The sequence below is a fragment of the Pantoea sp. MHSD4 genome (assembly GCF_021043305.1).
Classification (GTDB): domain Bacteria; phylum Pseudomonadota; class Gammaproteobacteria; order Enterobacterales; family Enterobacteriaceae; genus Pantoea; species Pantoea eucalypti.
The window spans coordinates 168,901-189,536 of record NZ_JAJNDH010000006.1 but is presented as its reverse complement, the minus strand read 5'-3'; the positions used below and the strand labels follow the sequence as shown (position 1 = coordinate 189,536).

The following is a 20,636-nucleotide window of genomic DNA, read 5'->3' as shown; positions in this document are numbered from 1 at the left end:
GCCCTGAAAAGTCCGGTTCTCTTTGCAGGCTGTCGTGACGAAGCGCAGTGGACTGTCAGTGATTCGCCGCACCTGATGCAACAGCCGGTTGGCACGATCCCAACCTATCTCTGCTTTGCAGAACAGACACCGATTTAAGGAGCAGTAAAATGCGCGTTAACGGCCTGACCTCGCAAGACCTTGCCGCTTTGGGCATCGTGGATACCACGGAAGTGGTTTACAACCCTGATTACGACACACTATTTCAGGAAGAGACGCGCCCGGACCTCGAAGGTTTTGCTCGTGGCACCCTGACGCAGAGCGGCGCGATTGCAGTAGACACCGGGATTTTCACCGGGCGATCGCCTAAGGATAAGTACATTGTGCGTGATGACACCACGCGCGATACCCTGTGGTGGAACGACCAGGGCACCGGCAAAAACGACAATCAGCCTCTGTCGCAGGAGACCTGGAACGCACTGAAAAGCTGCGTCACCCGCCAGCTTTCCGGCAAGCGTCTGTTTGTTGTGGATGCGTTCTGCGGGGCCAATGCCGATTCACGTCTGAGCGTACGTTTCGTCACCGAGGTCGCCTGGCAGGCGCACTTCGTGAAGAATATGTTCATCCAGCCTGACGATGCTGAGCTGGCCGACTTCAAACCTGACTTTGTGGTGATGAACGGAGCTAAATGCACCAATCCTGACTGGCAGGCGCAGGGTCTTAACTCAGAGAACTTTGTCGCTTTCAATCTGACTGAGCGTATGCAGCTGATTGGCGGAACCTGGTACGGCGGCGAGATGAAGAAAGGTCTGTTCGCCATCATGAACTACCTGCTGCCGCTGAAAGGCATCGCCTCCATGCACTGCTCTGCTAACGTGGGTAAAGCAGGTGATGTGGCGGTCTTCTTTGGCCTTTCGGGTACCGGCAAAACCACCCTCTCCACCGATCCTGATCGCCAGTTGATTGGCGATGATGAACACGGCTGGGACGATGATGGCGTGTTTAACTTTGAAGGCGGTTGCTACGCCAAAACCATCAACCTCTCTGAGCAGGCTGAGCCGGAGATCTACCGCGCCATTCGCCGCAACGCGCTGCTGGAAAATGTGGTGGTACGCGAAGATGGCAGCATCGATTACGCAGATGGCAGCAAAACGGAAAACACCCGCGTCTCCTATCCGATCAATCACATCGACAATATCGTGCAGCCGGTCTCAAAAGCGGGCCACGCGAAGAAAGTGATTTTCCTGACCGCCGATGCGTTTGGCGTGTTGCCACCGGTTTCACGTCTGACGCCGGAGCAGACACAGTATCATTTCCTGTCAGGATTTACGGCCAAACTGGCCGGTACCGAGCGTGGCGTGACGGCACCCACCCCAACCTTCTCCGCCTGTTTCGGCGCGGCATTTCTGACGCTGCATCCGACGCAGTACGCTGAAGTGCTGGTGAAGCGAATGGAAGCGTCCGGTGCGCAAGCTTACCTGGTGAACACTGGCTGGAACGGCAGCGGCAAACGCATCTCACTGAAGAATACCCGCGCCATCATCAATGCGATCCTGGCGGGTGAGCTGGATGATGCGCCAACGGAAACGCTGCCGATCTTTAATCTGCAGATGCCGGTTGCGCTGGGCGAGCTGGATAGTGACACGCTGGATCCGCGTCGTAGCTGGGAGAGTGAAGAGAAGTGGACCGCTGCTGCCGAGGGTCTGGCACAGCGCTTTATTGATAACTTCGACAAGTACACCGATAACGCCGCAGGTGCTGCGCTGGTGAAAGCGGGCCCGCAACGCTAAAAGAACCGGCGCGGCAATAACAGTGCCGCGCCGTTTTTTTATCCCGACACGCTGTTGCTGCCGTTGTTGTGGCTCAGCGCCATGCTTTCCACTAACGGCAACCAGGCACGAATACGCAAACCTCCGCGCTCGCTCTCGCCAATCTCCAGCGAGCCCTGATGAGCATCGATAATACGCTGTACAATCGCCAGACCGAGACCGGTACCGCTGGTGCTGCGGGCACTGTCGCCCCGCACAAACGGCTGGAACAGATGCGCCAGCTGATCCGGCTTGATGCCAGGGCCATCATCTTCTACCTGAAACCACGCGCGATGCAGTTCCCGTCCGCTGCTGACCTTGATCCAGCCATTGCCATATCGCGCGGCATTAACCACCAGGTTAGCCAGCGCCCGTTTAATCGACAGCGGGTTGATATCCAGCATAAGCTCTTCTGGCATCACTGCATTTTCGATTTCACGTTCATAGCCACTTTCAGCCGCCACCACTTCGCCCAGCACGCTGTTCAGGTCCGCGCGCTCGGTCTGCATCTCCTGACCAGTGCGCAGATAGTCGATGAACTGCTCAATGATGGCGTTGCACTCTTCGATATCTTTATTAATCGATTCGGCAAGATAGCCATCCTGCTCGCTCATCATCTCGGTGGCGAGACGAATGCGGGTCAGCGGCGTTCGCAAATCATGGCTGACGCCCGCCATTAACAGCGTACGGTCATCCGCCAGCTGCTTCACGCCCGCTGCCATCTGGTTAAAGGCACGGGTCACCGATCGCACTTCTGACGCGCCATACTCGCGCAGCGGCGGCGGAATAATCCCGCGCCCGACCTGCAGGGCGGCGTGCTCCAGATCCACCAGGGGTCGGTTCTGGATACGGATAAACAGCCAGGCACCGCCTATCGCCAGCAGCATAATCGCCAGGGTATAGCGGAACAGCGGGGAGAAGTCGCCCTGATGAATTTCAGTCAGCGGCACCCGCACCCAGATGTCGGGCGACAGCCAGGTTTTCAGCCAGACCACCGGCGAGTTTTTGTTAACCTCAACCCGGACATCGGTCGGACCGCCAAGCTGCTGTCCCATCTGCTCGCTCAGGAATTCATAATGCTGCGCCCAGCGCAATCCGCTCTCCTCTGCTGCTGCATTAGTGTAGAGCGAGATCCCCAGTTCGCGATAGATTTCCCGGCGAAACGCCGGTGGCACTTCCAGCTGCGTGCCATCCTCCAGCTGCAACCGGTCGGTCATCAGCATACGAACTTCGTAAGCGAGCACCTTATTGAACTGTTGCAGACTGGGAAGAATGGCGAAGTTCAGCACCACCAGATAGGTCGTTACCAGGCTGACGAACAGCAGGGTAACGATCAGCAGCAGGGTGCGGGCAAACGAACTCCGTGGCGAGAAGCGCAGTCGCTTCATGCTTTACTGCCGTCCGGCACAAAGACGTAGCCCAGACCCCAGACGGTCTGAATATAACGCGGATGCGCAGGATCCTCTTCCACCATGCGACGCAGGCGGGAGATCTGAACGTCAATCGAACGTTCCATGGCGCTGTATTCACGGCCACGCGCCAGGTTCATCAGCTTGTCGCGAGACAGCGGCTCACGCGGATGGCTTACCAGTGCTTTCAGCACGGCAAACTCACCGCTGGTCAGCGGCATCGGCTCATCTTCACGGAACATCTCGCGAGTGCCGAGGTTCAGTTTGAATTTGCCAAAGGCAATAATCGCCTCTTCCTGCGAAGGTGCGCCTGGCAGTTCATTGGCCTGACGACGCAGTACCGCCCGGATACGCGCCAGCAGCTCACGCGGGTTAAACGGTTTGGGAATATAGTCGTCAGCGCCGATCTCCAGCCCCACGATACGATCCACTTCTTCACCCTTAGCCGTCACCATAATGATCGGCATCGGGTTGCTCTGGCTGCGCAGACGACGGCAGATAGAGAGGCCATCTTCACCTGGCAACATCAGGTCGAGCACCATCAGATGGAAGGATTCACGGGTTAACAGGCGATCCATCTGCTCAGCATTAGCGACACTGCGCACCTGAAAGCCCTGCTCGGTGAGATAGCGTTCAAGCAGTGCACGCAGACGCATATCGTCATCGACGACCAGAATTTTGTAGTTCTCTTGCATTTTCAACTCCCAAAGGCGCTATTGCCTGAACCAACATTGTTAAAAAAAGATGCCTTATAGTGACAGTCATTATTGGTTTATATTCTAGCCAAAATTGTTACAAAGCATATTAAACAGGGGCTTATATTTGATTTAAGGCGTTTTGGGGTCAGTTTTAGCGCTTTTAACCCCGCCCGACAGCCGATACGGCAAATCTGAAAAAAAGGCCCTATTTCTCTGAATCGCTGGCGTTGGAAGCGTGCCAGCTTTTAATCAATGTATTAATTCAGTGAGTTAGCAGGCAATTTGACTTAATGATCAGCCATCACTGTGAATATGCTCCAGATAATCTACCTCAACCACAGCCAGACAGCATAATATTCCAGCAACCCCGCATAATGCACGACGCTCCTCTCGGATTAGTTTCAGTCGTGCCATCAGCAAGGCCATTTGTAATTAAAGTCCTTTAAATCAATCAGTAAAGCCAACTTTTCGCCTTCCCCTTTTTAAACCAGACTGCTCAGGCAACATTCGATGTCTCAACGGGGATTACATACAATGAAAAAAACAATTTTACTGCTGAGCGCGCTGGCCTTAGGCAGCGTCAGCCCAGGTTATGCAGCCACTGCAACCGGTGAAGCGGCCGGCGCAGCAGCGACAACAACAGCACAAGGTAACTCTAACGCCATCGGTGTTGGCGCAGTCGCAGCCCTGCTGGGCGTAGCACTGGCCACCATGGGCGGCGGCGGCGGTGACGGTCACAGCACCGGCACATCGACCACCACGGCGACCCACGCCGGAAAATAAGTTTACGCACGCTTTTTCGCCGGCTTCAGATGACTGGCTCTATTTCAATCACAGCACCAACCCTTTCGCCGCCGGGGAAATCAACGTGGGTTTTTAACCTTTAAAAACCCTTTCCCCGACTCTTTTTTGCCGCGCCCTCTTTGCCTTACACTGTCGCTCTTTAGATCTCTCTGGCCGGTATAGCATGAAAACCCGACTCATTACCCGCGAAGGCTTCGACAAACTGAAAGCGGAACTCGACTATTTATGGCGTGAAGAGCGACCGGAAGTGACAAAGAAAGTCACCTGGGCTGCCAGCCTTGGCGATCGCAGTGAAAATGCAGACTACCAGTACAACAAAAAACGGCTGCGTGAAATTGATCGCCGCGTACGCTATCTGACCAAAAGCCTTGAGCAGCTGCGAATCGTTGATTACTCACCCCAGCAGGATGGCAAAGTATTCTTTGGTGCCTGGGTGGAAATTGAAAACGATGAGGGCGACCTCAAACGCTTCCGCATTGTGGGCTACGACGAGATTTTTGGCCGCAAAGATTACATTTCCATCGACTCACCTATGGCGCGGGCGCTGCTGAAAAAAGAGGTCGGTGATGCCGCCACTGTTGAGACACCCGTGGGTCCGGCGCTGTGGTATGTCAACGCCATTGACTACCCGCAATAACGATTCAGATTATCGCTGAAAGCCGCCCGCTTCTCTGGCAATTTTAACCATCAATCCGTATAACTGTCGGCTATTTCTCAACCCGGAAAGCAAGACAGTCCTGATGATGAAAGTTCTGAGCCAGATAATTGCCAGTGAGCTACAGGCGCGACCAGAGCAGGTTGACGCCGCCGTTCGCCTGTTAGATGAAGGGAATACCGTGCCGTTTATCGCACGCTATCGTAAAGAGGTAACCGGCGGGCTGGATGACACCCAACTGCGTCAGCTGGAAACCCGTCTCAGCTATCTGCGCGAACTTGAAGATCGACGCCAGTCGATTCTGAAGTCGATTGACGATCAGGGAAAACTCACTGACGACCTCGCCCGCGCCATCAACACCACCCTCAGCAAAACCGAGCTTGAAGACCTCTACCTGCCCTACAAACAGAAACGCCGGACGCGTGGACAGATCGCTATTGAAGCCGGTCTGGAACCGCTGGCGGACACGCTCTGGCAGGAGCCCTCTCACATCCCTGAGCAGCTTGCTGAGCAGTATGTCGATGCGGACAAAGGCGTTGCTGACGTCCGTGCCGCGCTGGATGGTGCCCGCTATATTCTGATGGAGCGTTTCGCCGAGGATGCGGCGCTGCTGGCCAAAGTGCGTAACTATCTGTGGAAAAATGCCCATCTGGTGTCACGCGTGGTGGAAGGCAAAGAGGAAGCGGGCGCGAAGTTCCGTGACTACTTTGACCACCACGAAGCGCTGAGCAGCGTGCCGTCACACCGTGCGCTGGCGATGCTGCGTGGCCGTAACGAAGGTGTACTGCAACTGTCGCTGAATGCCGATCCGCAGTTTGATGAAGCACCACGTGAAAGCCACGGCGAAACGCTGATCGCTGAACACCTGAATCTGCGCCTGAACAACGCGCCAGCCGACAGCTGGCGTAAAGCGGTGGTGAGCTGGACGTGGCGCATCAAGGTGATGCTGCATCTGGAAACGGAGTTGATGGGTACAGTGCGCGAACGCGCAGAAGATGAAGCCATTAACGTCTTTGCCCGCAACCTGCACGATTTGCTGATGGCGGCGCCGGCGGGCATGCGCGCCACTATGGGACTGGATCCCGGCCTGCGCACCGGCGTTAAAGTCGCGGTGGTCGATGCCACCGGTAAAGTCGTGGCGACCGATACCGTCTATCCGCACACCGGCCAGACCGCCAAAGCCGCCGCTGCCGTCGCCGCGCTCTGCATTAAGCATCAGGTTGAGCTGGTGGCGATTGGCAACGGAACCGCCTCACGTGAAACCGAGCGCTTCTTCCTGGATCTGCAGCAGCAGTTCCCGCAGGTGACGGCGCAGAAAGTGATTGTCAGTGAAGCCGGCGCCTCCGTTTACTCGGCCTCTGAACTGGCGGCGCTGGAGTTCCCGGATCTCGATGTTTCACTACGTGGCGCGGTGTCTATCGCACGACGTCTGCAGGATCCGCTGGCTGAGCTGGTGAAAATCGACCCGAAATCCATCGGTGTCGGTCAGTACCAGCATGACGTCAGTCAGAGCCAGCTGGCGAAGAAACTCGACGCCGTGGTAGAGGATTGCGTGAACGCCGTCGGCGTTGACCTCAACACCGCCTCGGTGCCGCTGCTGACCCGCGTCGCGGGCCTGACGCGCATGATGGCGCAGAACATTGTCGGCTGGCGTGACGAGAATGGCCGCTTCCAGAACCGCCAGCAGTTGCTGAAAGTGAGTCGTCTTGGGCCAAAAGCCTTTGAACAGTGTGCGGGCTTCCTGCGCATCAACCACGGTGATAACCCGCTGGATGCCTCAACGGTTCACCCGGAAGCGTATCCGGTCGTCGAACGTATTCTGGCCGCCACCGAGCAGGCCCTCAGCGATCTAATGGGTAATGCTGGCAGCCTGCGTAACCTCAGCCCGCGCGATTTTATTGATGAGCGTTTTGGTCTGCCGACCGTTACCGACATCATGAAAGAGCTGGAGAAACCGGGTCGCGATCCGCGTCCTGAGTTTAAGACTGCGCAGTTTGCGGAAGGCGTTGAAACACTGAACGATCTGACGCCGGGCTTGATCCTTGAAGGTGCCGTCACCAACGTCACTAACTTCGGTGCGTTTGTGGATATCGGCGTGCATCAGGATGGCCTGGTGCATATCTCGTCGCTTTCTGATCGCTTCGTGGAAGATCCCCATCAGGTGGTGAAAGCCGGCGATATCGTCAAAGTGAAAGTGATGGAAGTCGATCTCCAGCGTAAACGTATCGCCCTCACCATGCGTCTTGATGAGCAGCCAGGCGAAGGCAATGCACGGGGTGGCGCGAAGAATACCACGCCGCGCGAAGAGAAACGTCCGGCTGCAGGTAAAGGCCGTCCGCGTCCAGCCAGCGCATCCGCAGGCAACAGTGCAATGGGTGATGCACTGGCTGCGGCATTCGGTAAAAAACGCTAAGCTTTTCAGGGGGCCACATCAGGCCCCCTCTTCACACGCTTTCCCCCGGTTGAAAATCCCCATCATCGCGCTACGCTAAAAAGAAGCCTGTCATAAAAACAACACCTGCTGTGGCACCCAATTCACGATGGAAACGATCACCGATCTGATTGATAAGATTTATGCTGGCACATTTCCGGAGGCGACCTTAGCGCGCCTTAAGGCTGACATTGCCACAGCCCGCGAGGCGATTAAGCTGCCGCGCAAGGCCCACTGGGATGAGCAGGATGTGGTGCTCATCACCTACGCCGACCAGTTTCGTGAAACCGATAAACCCACGCTCAACACCTTTTCCCGTTTCTATCAGCAGCACCTGCAATCCACCTTTCCGTTGGTTCACCTGCTACCTTTTTTCCCCTGGTCGTCCGACGACGGATTTTCGGTGATTAATTACCACGAGGTCGATCCGGTGTGCGGCGACTGGCAGGATATTTCGCGTTTGCATCAGGAAACCCGCCTGATGTTCGACTTCGTCTGCAACCATATGTCGGCAAAAAGCGCCTGGTTCAGCCACTTTCTGGCGCAGGATCCCGGCTGGGACGATTTCTTTATCAGCATGCCACCTGCCACGGATCTCAGCGCCGTGACGCGCCCACGTACCTCGCCGCTGCTGACACCGTTTAAGATGGCGGATGGTGATACCCGCTTCATCTGGACCACCTTCAGTGCCGACCAGATTGATCTTAACTTTGCCAATCCTGAGGTATTGTTGCGCATGGTCAACGTGTTGCTCGACTACCTGGTCCGTGGCGCCGACTATGTGCGCCTTGATGCGGTCGGCTATATGTGGAAAACGCCAGGCACGCGCTGCATTCATCTGGAAAAGACCCATCAACTGGTGAAGCTGTTCCGCGCGATTGCCAACCATGTCGCGCCAGGTACGGTGATTATTACCGAGACTAACGTGCCGCATCAGGACAACATCAGCTACCTGGGCAACGGGCACGATGAAGCGCAGATGGTTTATCAGTTTTCGCTGCCGCCACTGGTGCTGCATGCCATTCACACCGGCTCGGCGCGCGCGTTGCGGCAGTGGGCCAGCTCACTGGATCTCAGTAGTAATGACACCACTTTCTTCAACTTCCTGGCGTCACACGATGGTATCGGGCTGAATCCGGCGCGCGGCATCCTGTCTGAAGTGGAGATTGTGTCGCTGGTGCGCGACCTGGCGCTGGAGGGCGCGCTGGTCTCCTATAAAAATAACCCTGACGGTAGCACCAGCCCCTATGAAATTAATGTCACGTTTCTGGATGCGCTGAACCGTGAAGCGGATGATGATGCCACGCGGCTGAAACGCTTCCTGCTGGCCCATGCGATTCTGCTGGTCTTTCCTGGCGTGCCGGCCATCTATATCCAGAGCATTCTGGGCGGTCGTAACCATTATGATGGCGTGCGGGCCGCCGGACATAACCGGGCGATTAACCGTCAGAAGTATGATTTACAGCAGATTGAGGCGGCCCTGGCGGGTGGTGACTGGCTGCGTCAGCAGATTTATACCCGACTCAGCCAGTTGATCCAGCTGCGTCGTCGTCAGCCCGCATTCCATCCTGATAATCCGATGACGATCTACGACAGCGAAAACGCCCTGCTGGTGCTCAGCCGGCATCAGCCAGAAAGCGGCGGCGGATTGCTATGCGTGTTTAATCTGAGTGGCCGGTCAGTGGAAACGCGATTGCCGGTGGCGCATACGTTGCAGGATGTGGTGAGCGGAGAGAAGATTGATGGCACCCAGCCGGTTAAGCTGGATGCCTGGCAGTTCATGTGGCTGCGTTAATTACTTGTAGACTTCAGCCGTTGCACTGAATTTACCGTGTTCGCGACCGGCGATCACCAGGTAGTATTTCCCGCCTTTTTCGTCAGCGAGCTTAGACAGTACTTTTTTAGCATCCATTGGCGAGGTGGTTTCCGCTGTGGTGTTAACGGTGCCAATTTTCTGCAGGTTCATTGTCTTAACTTCTTCTTTGGTGACTTCCTTCGCTGCCATCGCAGAAAATGAAATCGCGCCCATCATCATTGAAGCCACAACCCATTTAAAAACCTTCATTATGTTTACCCTCATTCATGATCCATTGTGAGATGTAAGCAGCCGCTAAACGCGTAAGGCAGTATGGAACGGCATAGTCATTTCCGTGACTAATCACATAAAATTGCAGCGGCCTTGCTCACAAAGAGAAGTATTGATGCTGTTAACGATTTTTGCCAACCCATAGCACGACTATCCCTCTAAACTGCTGATAAAATTAATAATGTGCTGACAAAACATCTCTGGATGAGAAATAAAAGGTGCATGTGCTGCTTTTTCGATAATCACAGAGGGCGAGGCTGGCAACATTTCATCGATCTCTGCAGCAATCCGACGCGGCACCAGACCATCTAATGCCCCGTAGAGTCGCAAAAACGGCAATGTGATCTGCGGTAACGCGTCGCGCAGGTCGACCTGACGCAGAATGTCGAGCCCGCCATCCAGCACCGCCACCGCCGGCACGGGTTGTGACAGTACCACCTCTTTCAGCTGTCGCGCATCGGCACGCGCCGTTTCGGTGCCCAGCGTCTGCAGCGCCAGAAAGCGCTCCACCGTGCGCTGAAAATCATTACTGAGCATCTGCTGAAAGTTCTGCAGCGTTTCCGGTTTAATGCCGGGCCAGTGCTCTGTGGCGGTGAAACAGGGTGATGATGCAACGGTAATCAGGGCGTCCAGCTTTTCTGGCGCGGTCAGCGCAAGCTGCGTCGCGACCAGTCCGCCCAGCGACCAGCCCACCACAATGGCCTGCGGTGGCAGCAAAGGCATTATCTGCTCAGCCATCTGCTCCAGTGTCAGCGCGTCAACGTTCTGGCTGCGACCATAACCGGGCAGGTCGACCAGATGCAGACGGTAATGCGCGCTGAGTCGCGGAATAATGCTTTGCCAGACTTCGGCATTCAGTCCCCATCCGTGCAGCAGCACAAGATCGCGTTTTCCTTCTCCGCAGGTGTGCCAGTAGAGCGACGTCATCAGTTACTATCCCGAAAATGATAAGGAGGTCGCTATGCTAGCAATGCCCGCCCTGTGTTGGCTATGCCGGATGCCGTTGCGGATAGCCCGGCACGGTATCTGCAGCTTATGTTTACGCAAATTACCGCCATTACCGCGGCTCTGCCCACGCTGTGGGTTACCAGCAGGATCAGAAAAGGTCGCCTGTGGCCGCTGCCAGCTTAAACCGCCCGCCTGGCAGGCGCTGGTCTGCGTTAATGACTATTGTCTGCCGTTCAGCCAGTGGGTTAATCAGCTTAAATTTTCTCACATAACCGCACTCAGGGTGATGCTGGCGCGGCTGATTTTGCTAAGCTGGCTTAATGTTTACCGACGCGGTGATGTGCCGCGTCCTGATCTGCTGCTGCCGGTTCCGCTGCACCAGCGACGACGCTGGCAGCGCGGCTTCAACCAGACTGTCCTGCTGGCCGCACCGCTGGCGCACTGGCTGGGATGTGAATGGCGTGAAGGGCTTTCCCGCACGCGCAGAGGCGCATTACAGCATCAGCTCAGCGCCCGCCAGCGCCGCACTAACTTACGCGGTGCTTTCCGCCTTGAAATGGCGGTGCAGGGACGCCATATCGCTTTGCTGGATGACGTCATTACCACCGGCAGTACCGTAGATGAAATCAGTCGTCTTTTACTGGCGCAGGGTGCTGCCAGCGTGCAGGTCTGGTGTCTGTGCCGTACCTTGTAGCGCGTCATTGATGGGCGTATTATAACCAACTAAATTAGTCAACTATTGAGCAATCGACATGATCCGAATTACTGACTCTGCCCAGGAACATTTTTCTAAACTGCTATCCAAACAAGAAGATGGCACCCAGATTCGCGTATTCGTGATTAACCCGGGTACGCCAACAGCCGAGTGTGGCGTCTCTTACTGTCCGCCCGATGCTGTTGAAGCCACCGATACTGAACTGAAGTTCGAGAAGCTCTCAGCGTATGTTGATGAACTGAGCAAACCTTATCTGGAAGATGCGGAAATCGACTTCGTGACTGACAATCTGGGTTCTCAGCTGACGCTGAAAGCGCCGAATGCCAAGATGCGCAAAGTCTCTGATGATGCGCCAATGGTTGAGCGTGTTGAGTACCTGCTGCAGGCGCAGATCAACCCACAGCTCGCTGGCCACGGCGGTCGCGTATCGCTGATGGAGATCACCGAAGATGGCTACGCCATTCTGCAGTTTGGCGGCGGCTGTAACGGCTGTTCGATGATCGACGTGACCCTGAAAGATGGTATCGAGAAAGAGCTGCTGGCTGCCTTCCCGGAACTGAAAGGCGTGCGGGATATTACCGAGCATCAGCGTGGCGAACACTCGTTCTACTGATGATAAAGCGCGGCAGCCTGACTGCCGCGCTATTTTTATTGCCCTTTCTGTCCTGACTGACGCTGCTCACTGACCACCTTCAGCAGCGTATTCACCTCCTTGTCAGCAAAGATCGCCTCCAGCGTTTTGCTCAGCTTGCGTCGCCAGTTAGGGTACTGATCTACTGTGCCCGGCACGTTGACCGGCGTGGTCATACCGAGCCAGTCCTCAGGCTGCAGGCCAAGCAGCGCACTGTCGGTATCCGCCAGGAAGCGATGGATGGCCCGGTTCAGCGCAGGTGTCATGTTCAGCTTTTCCGCCTTCTTCTGACTGCGGGCCGGTAAGGCACCTGCCTGATGCAGCGCATCCAGCAGCGCCTGTTTCTGCGCGGCACGCTGTTGATGCAGCGCTTTCACTGCATCGCCCGGATAAAGGCCCAGCTTCTCACCCAGATCCAGGTCGCCCTGCTCCCAGAAACCGGTCAGCGTCGGCAGATCATGGGTACTGGCGCTGGCGATAGACTGGCGTGGATAGTCCTGCGGCGCGCGATAACGCTGATCTTTCTCCTGCTCAAACCAGAGCACCTTCCATGAAAAGACACCGCTTTTACGCAGCAGGCTGATAATTTCCTGAGGCACGGTGCCCAGGTCTTCACCAATCACCATGCAGCGCAGCCGGTGGCTCTCCAGCGCCAGGATGCCCAGCAGGTCATTGACCGGATAGGCGACATAGGCGCCTTTATCCGCCGTCTCTCCGGCGGGTACCCACCACAGACGCAGTAGAGACATCACATGGTCGATACGCAATGCCCCGCAGTCGCGCATGTTGGCGCGCAGCATGTCGATGAACGGCTGATAGCCCCGCGCCTGCATCACATGCGGGTCCATCGGCGGCAAGCCCCAGTTTTGTCCCAGCGGCCCCAGACGATCGGGTGGTGCACCCACTGAAGCTTTAAGGCGATAAAGCTCCGGGTCGTGCCAGGTTTCCGCACTGCCCTCTGCTACGCCCACCGCCAGATCACGATAAAGCCCCACGCTCATGCCCAGCGCCTGACTGTGCGTCCAGCAGGCCGAGAACTGCTGCTGTGCCAGCCATTGCAGCCACTGCCAGAACGCGATCTCCTCTTCATGCTGCTCACACCACTGCTGCACCTCAGGTAACTGGCTGTTACGCCACGCTTCCGGCCATGCAGGCCAGCCGCCCTGCTGCGTCTTGTCCGCCTGCCGCTCCAGCTGGATGCCGTCGTAAGCCGCCTGATAACGCAGGCTGTCGCCGCCTTCACGTACAAAATCTGCCCAGGATTGATGCTCTTCGCTCTGGTTATCACGCGCCTGGAAGTGGGCCCAGGCGTGCCGCAGCGCAGTGAGCTTAAGCGCCATCACGGCCTCGTAGTCAACCCACTCCGCCTCTCGCGCTTTGGTCAGCGCCTTCTGGGTTTTGGCACTTTTCCACCACTTCTGTGCTGCCGCGCTTTGCTGAAAATCGGCGACCTGACTGACGTCGATATAAATCACATTCAGCCAGCGGCGGGATGACGGACTGTACGGGCTGGCAAAACCGGCGCTGGCGGGATAGAGCGCATGCAGCGGATTCAGCCCGACAAAATCGCCGCCGCGCTCAGCCAGTTGCACCAGCAGCTGGTCAAGGTCGCCGAAGTCGCCAATGCCCCAGTTCTGTTCAGATCGCACCGTGTAGAGCTGCACCAGCGCGCCCCAGCGTTTCTCTCCCGCCTCCAGCGCTGGCGGCAGATAGCAGCGGCGCGGCGCGACAATAATCCGCGTCTGCCAGCGCTTCTTTCCTTTAGTGAGCGTGAGCTGGTGATAACCCTGTGTCAGCGGCCCCGGCAGCGAAAAAGGCTCTCCGGCGGTTAACTCGCCGCTAAACTGCTTGCCCTTTTCGGTCTGCAACTGCCAGCTGTAGACGCCGCTGCCCTGTGGCGTCAATTGCCGTTTGCCACTGCCGCTGAACACCGCGACCGGCGGCAGCGGTGATTTTTTGGCATCCTGCGGATCGTCCATTACCGCCAGCAGCGCGCGTTTGGTCTCATCGCTGATCGCCGCTTTCTCGCCGTTAACGTTGATGTAATCCAGTGAAATTCCCGCGGCACGGGCGGCCTGATCGAGTGCATTTTGCTTCATTGCTGCTCCTTAGCGCGGTGCCTGCCAGATACGTTGCTGATAGTCACGAATGGAACGGTCCGAACTGAACATGCCGGTTCGGGCCGTATTGAGGATAGCGGCGCGGGTCCAGCCTTCCGGGTCACGCCACAGGGCTTCCACCCGTTGCTGTGCCTCGACATAGGCCTGAAAATCAGCCAGCACCAGCCAGGGATCGCCATTTTTGGTCAGGCTCTCCAGCATCAGGTCAAACGCATGTTTATCCCCGCCGCTGAATTTGCCTTTCTCCAGCGATTTCAGTAAATCGTCCAGCGGCTTGTTCTGCTTACGCACCTTTTTCGGGTTGTAGCCTTTCGCTTTGAGCGCCTTCACCTCATCCACGGTGTGACCGAAGATAAAGATATTCTCCTCGCCCACCTGTTCGGCAATCTCGACATTGGCACCATCCAGCGTGCCAATAGTCAGCGCGCCATTCAGCGCCAGCTTCATGTTGCCAGTGCCCGAGGCTTCATAACCGGCTGTAGAGATCTGCTCGGAGAGATCGGCCGCCGGGATCATCAGTTCAGCCACGGTGATGCGGTAGTCCGGGATAAACACCACTTTGAGCCTGTCACCCACCCGCGGGTCGTTGTTCACCACCTCCGCAACCTTGTTAATGGCGTAGATAATATTTTTTGCCAGGTAGTAACCCGGCGCGGCTTTGGCCCCGAACAGGAACACCCGCGGCGTGAAGGTGACATCTTCCGGGTTGTTCAGAAGCTTCTGATAGCAGTAGAGGATATGCAGCAGGCTGAGGTGCTGGCGCTTGTACTCATGCAGACGTTTGATCTGCACATCGAACAGCGCCGCCGGGTTCACGATGATGCCGGTATGGCGGGCGATATACTCTGTGAGCTGCGCTTTGTTCTGCTGTTTGATGCTGCGATAGCGCTGACGAAACGCCTGATCGTCGGCATACGGCTCCAGACCGGTTAACGCATCAAGGTTATTGGCCCACTCCGTTTTCAGCGTCTCATCAATCAGTGCCGCCAGCGCCGGATTACACTGCTTCAGCCAGCGACGCGGCGTAATGCCGTTGGTGACGTTGTGGAATTTTTGCGGCCAGAGCTGGTGATATTCCGGGAAGAGATCGCTGACCACCAGGCGGGAGTGCAGTGCCGCCACGCCGTTGACCGCAAAGCCACTCACCACACAGAGATTGGCCATGCGCACCTGTCCGTCCGCCACCACCGCCAGCTTGTGCCACATCGCTTTGTCATCCGGCCAGTGCTGTTTCACCTGCTTTTTCAGCCGCTGATTAATCTCTTTGATAATCAGCATATGGCGCGGCAGCAGGCTGCGCATCAGCTTCTCATCCCAGCGCTCCAGCGCCTCCGGCATCAGCGTGTGGTTGGTGTAAGCGAACAAGCGGCTGGTGATATGCCACGCCTCATCCCAGCTCAGCTGATGTTCATCCAGCAGCACACGCAGCATCTCGGGGATGGCGATGGTCGGATGGGTATCGTTGAGCTGGATCACCTCAAAGTCCGGCAGACTGTGAATGCTGCGGCCCGCCAGATGGTGACGGCGCAGGATGTCGGCTACGGCGCAGGCACACTGAAAATATTGCTGCATCAAACGCAGCCGCTTGCCGGCCTGATGGTTGTCATTGGGATAGAGCACTTTGGTGAGTTTTGCCGCCTCAATACCAGGCTGCTCCGCCTGAAGGAAATTGCCGTCGTTAAAGGCCGTCAGGTCAAACGGGTGCGCACTCACGGCCTGCCACAGGCGCAGCGGCAGTGTCACGCCGTTGCGGTAGCCGGTCACCGGCAAATCCCAGGCCTCACCACGCAGCGTAAAATCGGGAAGCCAGCGTACACCGCCATCCTCACGCTTTTCCACCCGGCCGCCCATCGCAACGTCCACATCCAGCGCCGCATTGTGACGAAACCACGGATAGCGTTCACGCTGCCAGTCATCGGGCGCTTCAATCTGCTTACCCTCCTCGAAAGACTGGCGGAACAGGCCATACTGATAATTCAGCCCGTGGCCGGTGGCGGACTGCCCCACCGTTGCCATCGAATCCATATAGCAGGCGGCGAGTCGCCCCAGCCCGCCGTTGCCGAGTGCCGGGTCGATCTCCTGCTCCAGCAATTCGGTTAAATCAAGTTGCTGCTCAGCCAGCGCCGCTTTGACCTCGTCATACCAGCCGAGATTCAGCAGATTGTTGCCGGTCAGACGACCAATGAGAAACTCCATCGACAGGTAATTTACGTGACGCTGCTGCTTAGCCGGACGCGGTGCCGGCTGGGTATCGAGCAGTTCTGCCAGTGCCGCACTGACCGCCTGCCACGCCTGGTGCGAGGTCATCTGTTGGGCGGAATGGAGACTCAACTGTTGCCACTGTCGGGTCAGGGCAGCGGTAAAACGGGCTTTATTAAATTTTTGCTGCGGCATATCACTCCCTTCTGTTACGCAATGAGGTGAAGCAAAACAAAAATAGAAAGCGCACGGGCTGGCAACCGGGTGCCAGCAACCGTTAAGTTAAGACGTGAGTGGGGGAAAAAGCGACAACAATCAAAGAAAAACGCCAGCCGGGTGGCTGGCGTCGCAGGAATCAGCAGAGTTCGAGGTGAACCTCATGCTGCTCAATCACTTTCATGACGCTGGCTGGCGGCATTTTATCGGTGTAGAGATAATCCAGCAGACTCATGTTGCCAAGGTTAACCATGGCATTTCGGCCAAATTTCGAGTGATCCACCACCAGCATCGCGCAGCGTGAATTTTCTATAATCGCGCGTTTGGTGCGGACTTCGTGATAGTCGAACTCCAGCAGCGACCCATCCATGTCGATGCCGCTGATCCCCAGGATGCCGTAATCGAGCCGGAACTGAGAAATAAAGTCGAGCGTCGCTTCCCCCATCACGGCGCCATCGCGGGTGCGCACTTCACCGCCCGCGATAATCACCCGGAAATCGGGTTTGCCCATTAACAGCATCGCGACGTTAAGGTTATTGGTCACCACACGTAAATTGCTGTGGTTGAGCAGCGCATGCGCCACCGCTTCCGGCGTGGTGCCAATATCAATAAACAGCGTAGCGCCATCCGGGATCTGGCTGGCAACACGCTGCGCAATCCGCGCTTTTTCCGCTGACCACATCATTTTGCGATCGTGCCAGGCGGTATTCTCAGAGCTGGAAGGAAGCGCCGCGCCGCCGTGGTGGCGCTGAATTTTGTTTTGATCGGCCAAATCGTTGAGGTCGCGACGAATGGTCTGCGGGCTGACCTCAAAATGATCTACCAGCTCCTCAGTACTGACATATCCCTGACGACGGACTAAATCGATAATCGCGTCATGACGTTGCGTCTGCTTCACGTTCCTCTCCTGTTAACCCGCTAAACCTGTCTATCGACGCGTGACGTTACGCGTATCGACCAGCGCCATCGCCAGCCCGACCACCAGACCAGCAACGTGCGCCGCGTTGGCAATCGCCAGACCAAAGACGCCGAACCAGCCAATCACCAGCCAGACCACCGCAAAACCGATCAATCCCCGTTCAAGATAGACGCCGCTGTCGGGATCGCGCTCACCGCGTAGCCAGCAGTAACCCATCAGGGCATAGACCACGCCCGACAGACCACCAAACCAGATGCCACTGAACTTCGCCTGCAGCCAGCCGCTGAGCAGCGCCGAAATCAGCATAATTACAAACAGTTTGCCGCTGCCCAGACGCTTTTCAACCGCGCCGCCGAGATACCACCACCACATCAGATTAAACAGGATGTGCAGCAGTGAAAAGTGCAGCAGCGCATGACTGAACCAGCGCCAGACCTGAAGATGCTGGTCGGCATCCGGCCAGGAGAGCCACGCCATCACGGCCTGATCGCCCATGACCTGCATCAGAATAAAGACCGCGATGCAGAGCACCATCAGGGTCATGGTCAGCGGACCGGCACGCTCGCGGATGTTCGCCCAGATATTGCTACGCTCATAGCGCAAACCGCTGTCAGTCTTGCCGCTGTGCCAGCTGGCGGCCTGATAGCGCGGATGGTTAGGGTCATGCAGAAACTGCTGAAGTTCGTTTTCGACCACTGCAATCTTGCTCTCATCATCCAGCATGATGACGTAGTGATTTTCATGCTCAATACGCAACGTGATGCCCTGCGTCGCCATGTAGTCAACAAACGCCTGCGCCATGCGCGGCTGATTAAATTGGGTAATGCGCATCATTAACTCTCCATGTGACGAGCAGCAAGCTATTCACTGCCAGAGGCAACCTGCTGAGGGAAGGCGGCACGCCAGGCATCAAAGCCGCCATCAATGCTGTACGCCGCGCTGAAGCCCTGTCCCAGAAGATACTGCGCCGCACTTTTGCTGCTATTACCGTGATAGCACATCACCAGCACGGGCAGGCTTTGATCCGCGCCACTGACAAACTCGCTGAGGTTGGCGTTGGTCAGATGCAGCGCGCCCGCCGCATGGCCAAGGACATAACTTTGCGGATCACGGATATCCACCAGCAGCGCACCCTGCGCCAGACGCGCCTGCGCCTGCTGCACATCAATACATTCAAACGTTTCCATGGGATCTCTCATAACAGCATCACAATAGCGCGTAGTGTAACCCGATAATCCGCGCCGATAACCTGACAATCGTTACGGCTATCTGTTTTTTTGGTGGGCAGAATGTTAGCTATATCACGCAAAAATGTTTTTACCGGGTTAAAGACTGGCGTAAATGTTGGTTTGCGATTATGATTATGCTCGAAAACGAACATAAGAGAACTATTCCGAACATCGGAGGAGATGACGTGGAAACCAAAGACCTGATCGTGATCGGCGGCGGCATCAACGGTGCCGGCATTGCAGCAGACGCTGCAGGACGCGGACTGTCGGTGTTAATGCTGGAGGCGCGGGATTTGGCTTGCGCGACCTCTTCAGCCAGCTCAAAACTGATTCATGGCGGCTTGCGCTACCTTGAACACTACGAATTCCGCCTGGTCAGTGAAGCACTGGCCGAGCGTGAAGTCCTGCTGAAAATGGCGCCGCATCTGGCGTTTCCGATGCGCTTCCGCTTGCCGCACCGTCCGCATCTGCGTCCGGCGTGGATGATTCGTACCGGCCTGTTCATGTATGACCATCTTGGCAAGCGTACCAGCCTGCCAGGCAGCAAAAGTTTGCGATTTGGCGCGGATTCGGCCCTGAAGCCAGAAATCACGCGCGGATTCGAATACTCCGACTGCTGGGTAGATGATGCCCGCATGGTCGTTCTGAATGCGCAGGAAGTGGTTAAGCATGGTGGCGAAGTGCGTACCCGTACTCGTGTCACCCGCGCCTGGCGTGAAGGTGGCCTGTGGATGGTCGAAGCCGAAGATGTTGATACCGGCAAAACCTTTACCTGGCAGGCAAAAGGTCTGGTCAACGCGGCAGGCCCGTGGGTCAAACAGCTGTTCGACGACAGCCTGAAGCTGAAATCGCCTTACGGTATCCGTCTGATCAAAGGCAGCCACATCGTCGTGCCGCGCGTCCATACCGAGAAACAGGCTTATATCCTGCAGAACGAAGATAACCGCATCGTGTTTGTCATTCCCTGGATGGATGAGTTCTCAATCATCGGCACCACCGATGTGGAATACAAAGGCGATCCGAAAAGCGTCCATATCGACGACAGCGAGACCGAGTACCTGCTGAAAGTGTTCAACGGACACTTTAAAAAGCAGCTGACCGCCGACGATATCGTCTGGTCTTACTCGGGTGTCCGTCCGCTGTGCGATGACGAGTCTGATTCGCCGCAGGCGATCACTCGCGATTACACGCTGGATGTGCGCGATGATAACGGTCAGGCACCGCTGCTTTCCGTGTTTGGTGGCAAGCTGACCACTTATCGCAAGCTGGCAGAACATGCGCTGGAGAAACTGGCGAAGTACTATCCGAAAGCCGGCCCAGCCTGGACCAAAAACTGCGTGTTGCCGGGCGGTAATATCAACGGCACCAGCGATGATTACGCGGTCAGCCTGCGTCGTCGTTATCCGTTCATCACCGAAAACATGGCGCGCCACTTCTCACGCACTTACGGCAGCAGCACTGAAACCCTGCTGGCGGGTGCGAAAAGTCTGGACGATCTGGGTGAGAACTTCGGTCACGACTTCTATGAGGCGGAGTTACGCTACCTGGTGCAGCATGAATGGGTACGTGAGCTTGACGATGCTATCTGGCGTCGTACCAAACAGGGTATGTGGCTGACCAAAGAGCAGCAGGCCCGGGTGGCAGAGTGGCTGGCGGCGAAAGCCAAACCGGCACTGTCCCTGGCGTCATAAGCGAGCAATACAACAACAGAAAGCAGGCTTCGGCCTGCTTTTTTATTGGCTGCTTATTCGGTTAATATTCAGGCCAGCCGCATCCTCACACCTCATCA

The 20,636-nt window shown here is 56.5% G+C and carries 17 protein-coding genes; 8 read left to right on the top strand and 9 right to left on the bottom strand.

From position 1 onward, the window contains the following. Positions 1 to 149 precede the first annotated feature (149 nt). Complete coding sequence (gene pckA, locus LQK91_RS17885) at positions 150 to 1,769, top strand: phosphoenolpyruvate carboxykinase (ATP) (RefSeq protein WP_039660825.1); 1,620 nt, start codon at positions 150 to 152, stop codon at positions 1,767 to 1,769. Between the two features lie 38 nt (positions 1,770 to 1,807). Here pckA and envZ read toward each other — a convergent pair whose 3' ends face one another. Continuing rightward, on the bottom strand, positions 1,808 to 3,175 hold the full coding sequence (gene envZ, locus LQK91_RS17880) for a two-component system sensor histidine kinase EnvZ (RefSeq protein WP_003853013.1): 1,368 nt from the start codon (positions 3,173 to 3,175) through the stop codon (positions 1,808 to 1,810). Further along, positions 3,172 to 3,891, bottom strand: a complete 720-nt coding sequence (gene ompR, locus LQK91_RS17875) for a two-component system response regulator OmpR (RefSeq protein WP_003853014.1) — start codon at positions 3,889 to 3,891, stop codon at positions 3,172 to 3,174. The genes envZ and ompR overlap by 4 nt, the downstream gene beginning before the upstream one ends. 537 nt (positions 3,892 to 4,428) lie before the next feature. Between ompR and yjbE the strand changes: the two genes are divergently transcribed. The 4 genes from yjbE (at position 4,429) to LQK91_RS17855 (ending at position 9,579) form a co-directional block, all read left to right on the top strand. Then, the gene (yjbE, locus tag LQK91_RS17870; RefSeq protein ID WP_003853015.1) at positions 4,429 to 4,677 is read left to right on the top strand and encodes an exopolysaccharide production protein YjbE; all 249 of its coding nucleotides are present in this window, start codon (positions 4,429 to 4,431) and stop codon (positions 4,675 to 4,677) included. 184 nt (positions 4,678 to 4,861) lie between these two features. Beyond that, positions 4,862 to 5,335 carry a transcription elongation factor GreB gene (gene greB / locus LQK91_RS17865; protein ID WP_003853016.1) on the top strand — a complete coding sequence of 158 codons (474 nt, stop codon included), beginning with the start codon at positions 4,862 to 4,864 and terminating at the stop codon, positions 5,333 to 5,335. 103 nt (positions 5,336 to 5,438) lie between these two features. Continuing rightward, the gene (locus LQK91_RS17860; RefSeq protein ID WP_105099967.1) at positions 5,439 to 7,766 is read left to right on the top strand and encodes a Tex family protein; all 2,328 of its coding nucleotides are present in this window, start codon (positions 5,439 to 5,441) and stop codon (positions 7,764 to 7,766) included. 127 nt (positions 7,767 to 7,893) lie between these two features. Beyond that, on the top strand, positions 7,894 to 9,579 hold the full coding sequence (locus LQK91_RS17855; RefSeq protein ID WP_078805139.1) for an alpha-amylase family glycosyl hydrolase: 1,686 nt from the start codon (positions 7,894 to 7,896) through the stop codon (positions 9,577 to 9,579). On the opposite strand, the gene LQK91_RS17850 is transcribed toward LQK91_RS17855, so the two are convergent. Next, positions 9,580 to 9,849: a YdgH/BhsA/McbA-like domain containing protein gene (locus LQK91_RS17850; protein ID WP_003853019.1), complete on the bottom strand. Its 270-nt coding sequence runs from the start codon at positions 9,847 to 9,849 to the stop codon at positions 9,580 to 9,582. Between the two features lie 171 nt (positions 9,850 to 10,020). Further along, positions 10,021 to 10,797 (bottom strand): pimeloyl-ACP methyl ester esterase BioH, encoded by a 777-nt coding sequence (gene bioH, locus LQK91_RS17845; RefSeq protein WP_078805138.1) that lies wholly within the window; start codon positions 10,795 to 10,797, stop codon positions 10,021 to 10,023. A 34-nt stretch (positions 10,798 to 10,831) separates the two neighbouring features. Here bioH and gntX point away from each other — a divergent pair, with 34 nt between their 5' ends. Both gntX and nfuA read left to right on the top strand, forming a co-directional pair. After that, on the top strand, positions 10,832 to 11,512 hold the full coding sequence (gene gntX, locus LQK91_RS17840) for a DNA utilization protein GntX (protein WP_003853023.1): 681 nt from the start codon (positions 10,832 to 10,834) through the stop codon (positions 11,510 to 11,512). Positions 11,513 to 11,570: 58 nt separating this feature from the next. After that, a complete protein-coding gene (gene nfuA / locus LQK91_RS17835) occupies positions 11,571 to 12,146 on the top strand; it encodes a Fe-S biogenesis protein NfuA (RefSeq protein WP_003853024.1) in 576 nt (191 codons plus the stop codon). A 35-nt stretch (positions 12,147 to 12,181) separates the two neighbouring features. Here nfuA and malQ read toward each other — a convergent pair whose 3' ends face one another. The 5 genes from malQ to glpE form a co-directional block, all read right to left on the bottom strand. Then, on the bottom strand, positions 12,182 to 14,263 hold the full coding sequence (gene malQ, locus LQK91_RS17830) for a 4-alpha-glucanotransferase (RefSeq protein ID WP_003853025.1): 2,082 nt from the start codon (positions 14,261 to 14,263) through the stop codon (positions 12,182 to 12,184). A gap of 9 nt (positions 14,264 to 14,272) precedes the next feature. Next, positions 14,273 to 16,678, bottom strand: coding sequence for a maltodextrin phosphorylase (gene malP, locus LQK91_RS17825; RefSeq protein ID WP_003853027.1), 2,406 nt, complete (start codon positions 16,676 to 16,678; stop codon positions 14,273 to 14,275). A 160-nt stretch (positions 16,679 to 16,838) separates the two neighbouring features. Beyond that, the gene (locus tag LQK91_RS17820; protein WP_003853028.1) at positions 16,839 to 17,597 is read right to left on the bottom strand and encodes a DeoR/GlpR family transcriptional regulator; all 759 of its coding nucleotides are present in this window, start codon (positions 17,595 to 17,597) and stop codon (positions 16,839 to 16,841) included. Between the two features lie 30 nt (positions 17,598 to 17,627). Then, positions 17,628 to 18,449, bottom strand: a complete 822-nt coding sequence (glpG, locus tag LQK91_RS17815; protein WP_033743324.1) for a rhomboid family intramembrane serine protease GlpG — start codon at positions 18,447 to 18,449, stop codon at positions 17,628 to 17,630. A 29-nt stretch (positions 18,450 to 18,478) separates the two neighbouring features. Beyond that, on the bottom strand, positions 18,479 to 18,805 hold the full coding sequence (gene glpE / locus LQK91_RS17810) for a thiosulfate sulfurtransferase GlpE (RefSeq protein WP_039660831.1): 327 nt from the start codon (positions 18,803 to 18,805) through the stop codon (positions 18,479 to 18,481). Between the two features lie 227 nt (positions 18,806 to 19,032). Between glpE and glpD the strand changes: the two genes are divergently transcribed. Then, positions 19,033 to 20,538, top strand: a complete 1,506-nt coding sequence (gene glpD, locus LQK91_RS17805) for a glycerol-3-phosphate dehydrogenase (RefSeq protein ID WP_003853033.1) — start codon at positions 19,033 to 19,035, stop codon at positions 20,536 to 20,538. The last annotated feature ends 98 nt before the right edge of the window (positions 20,539 to 20,636 follow it).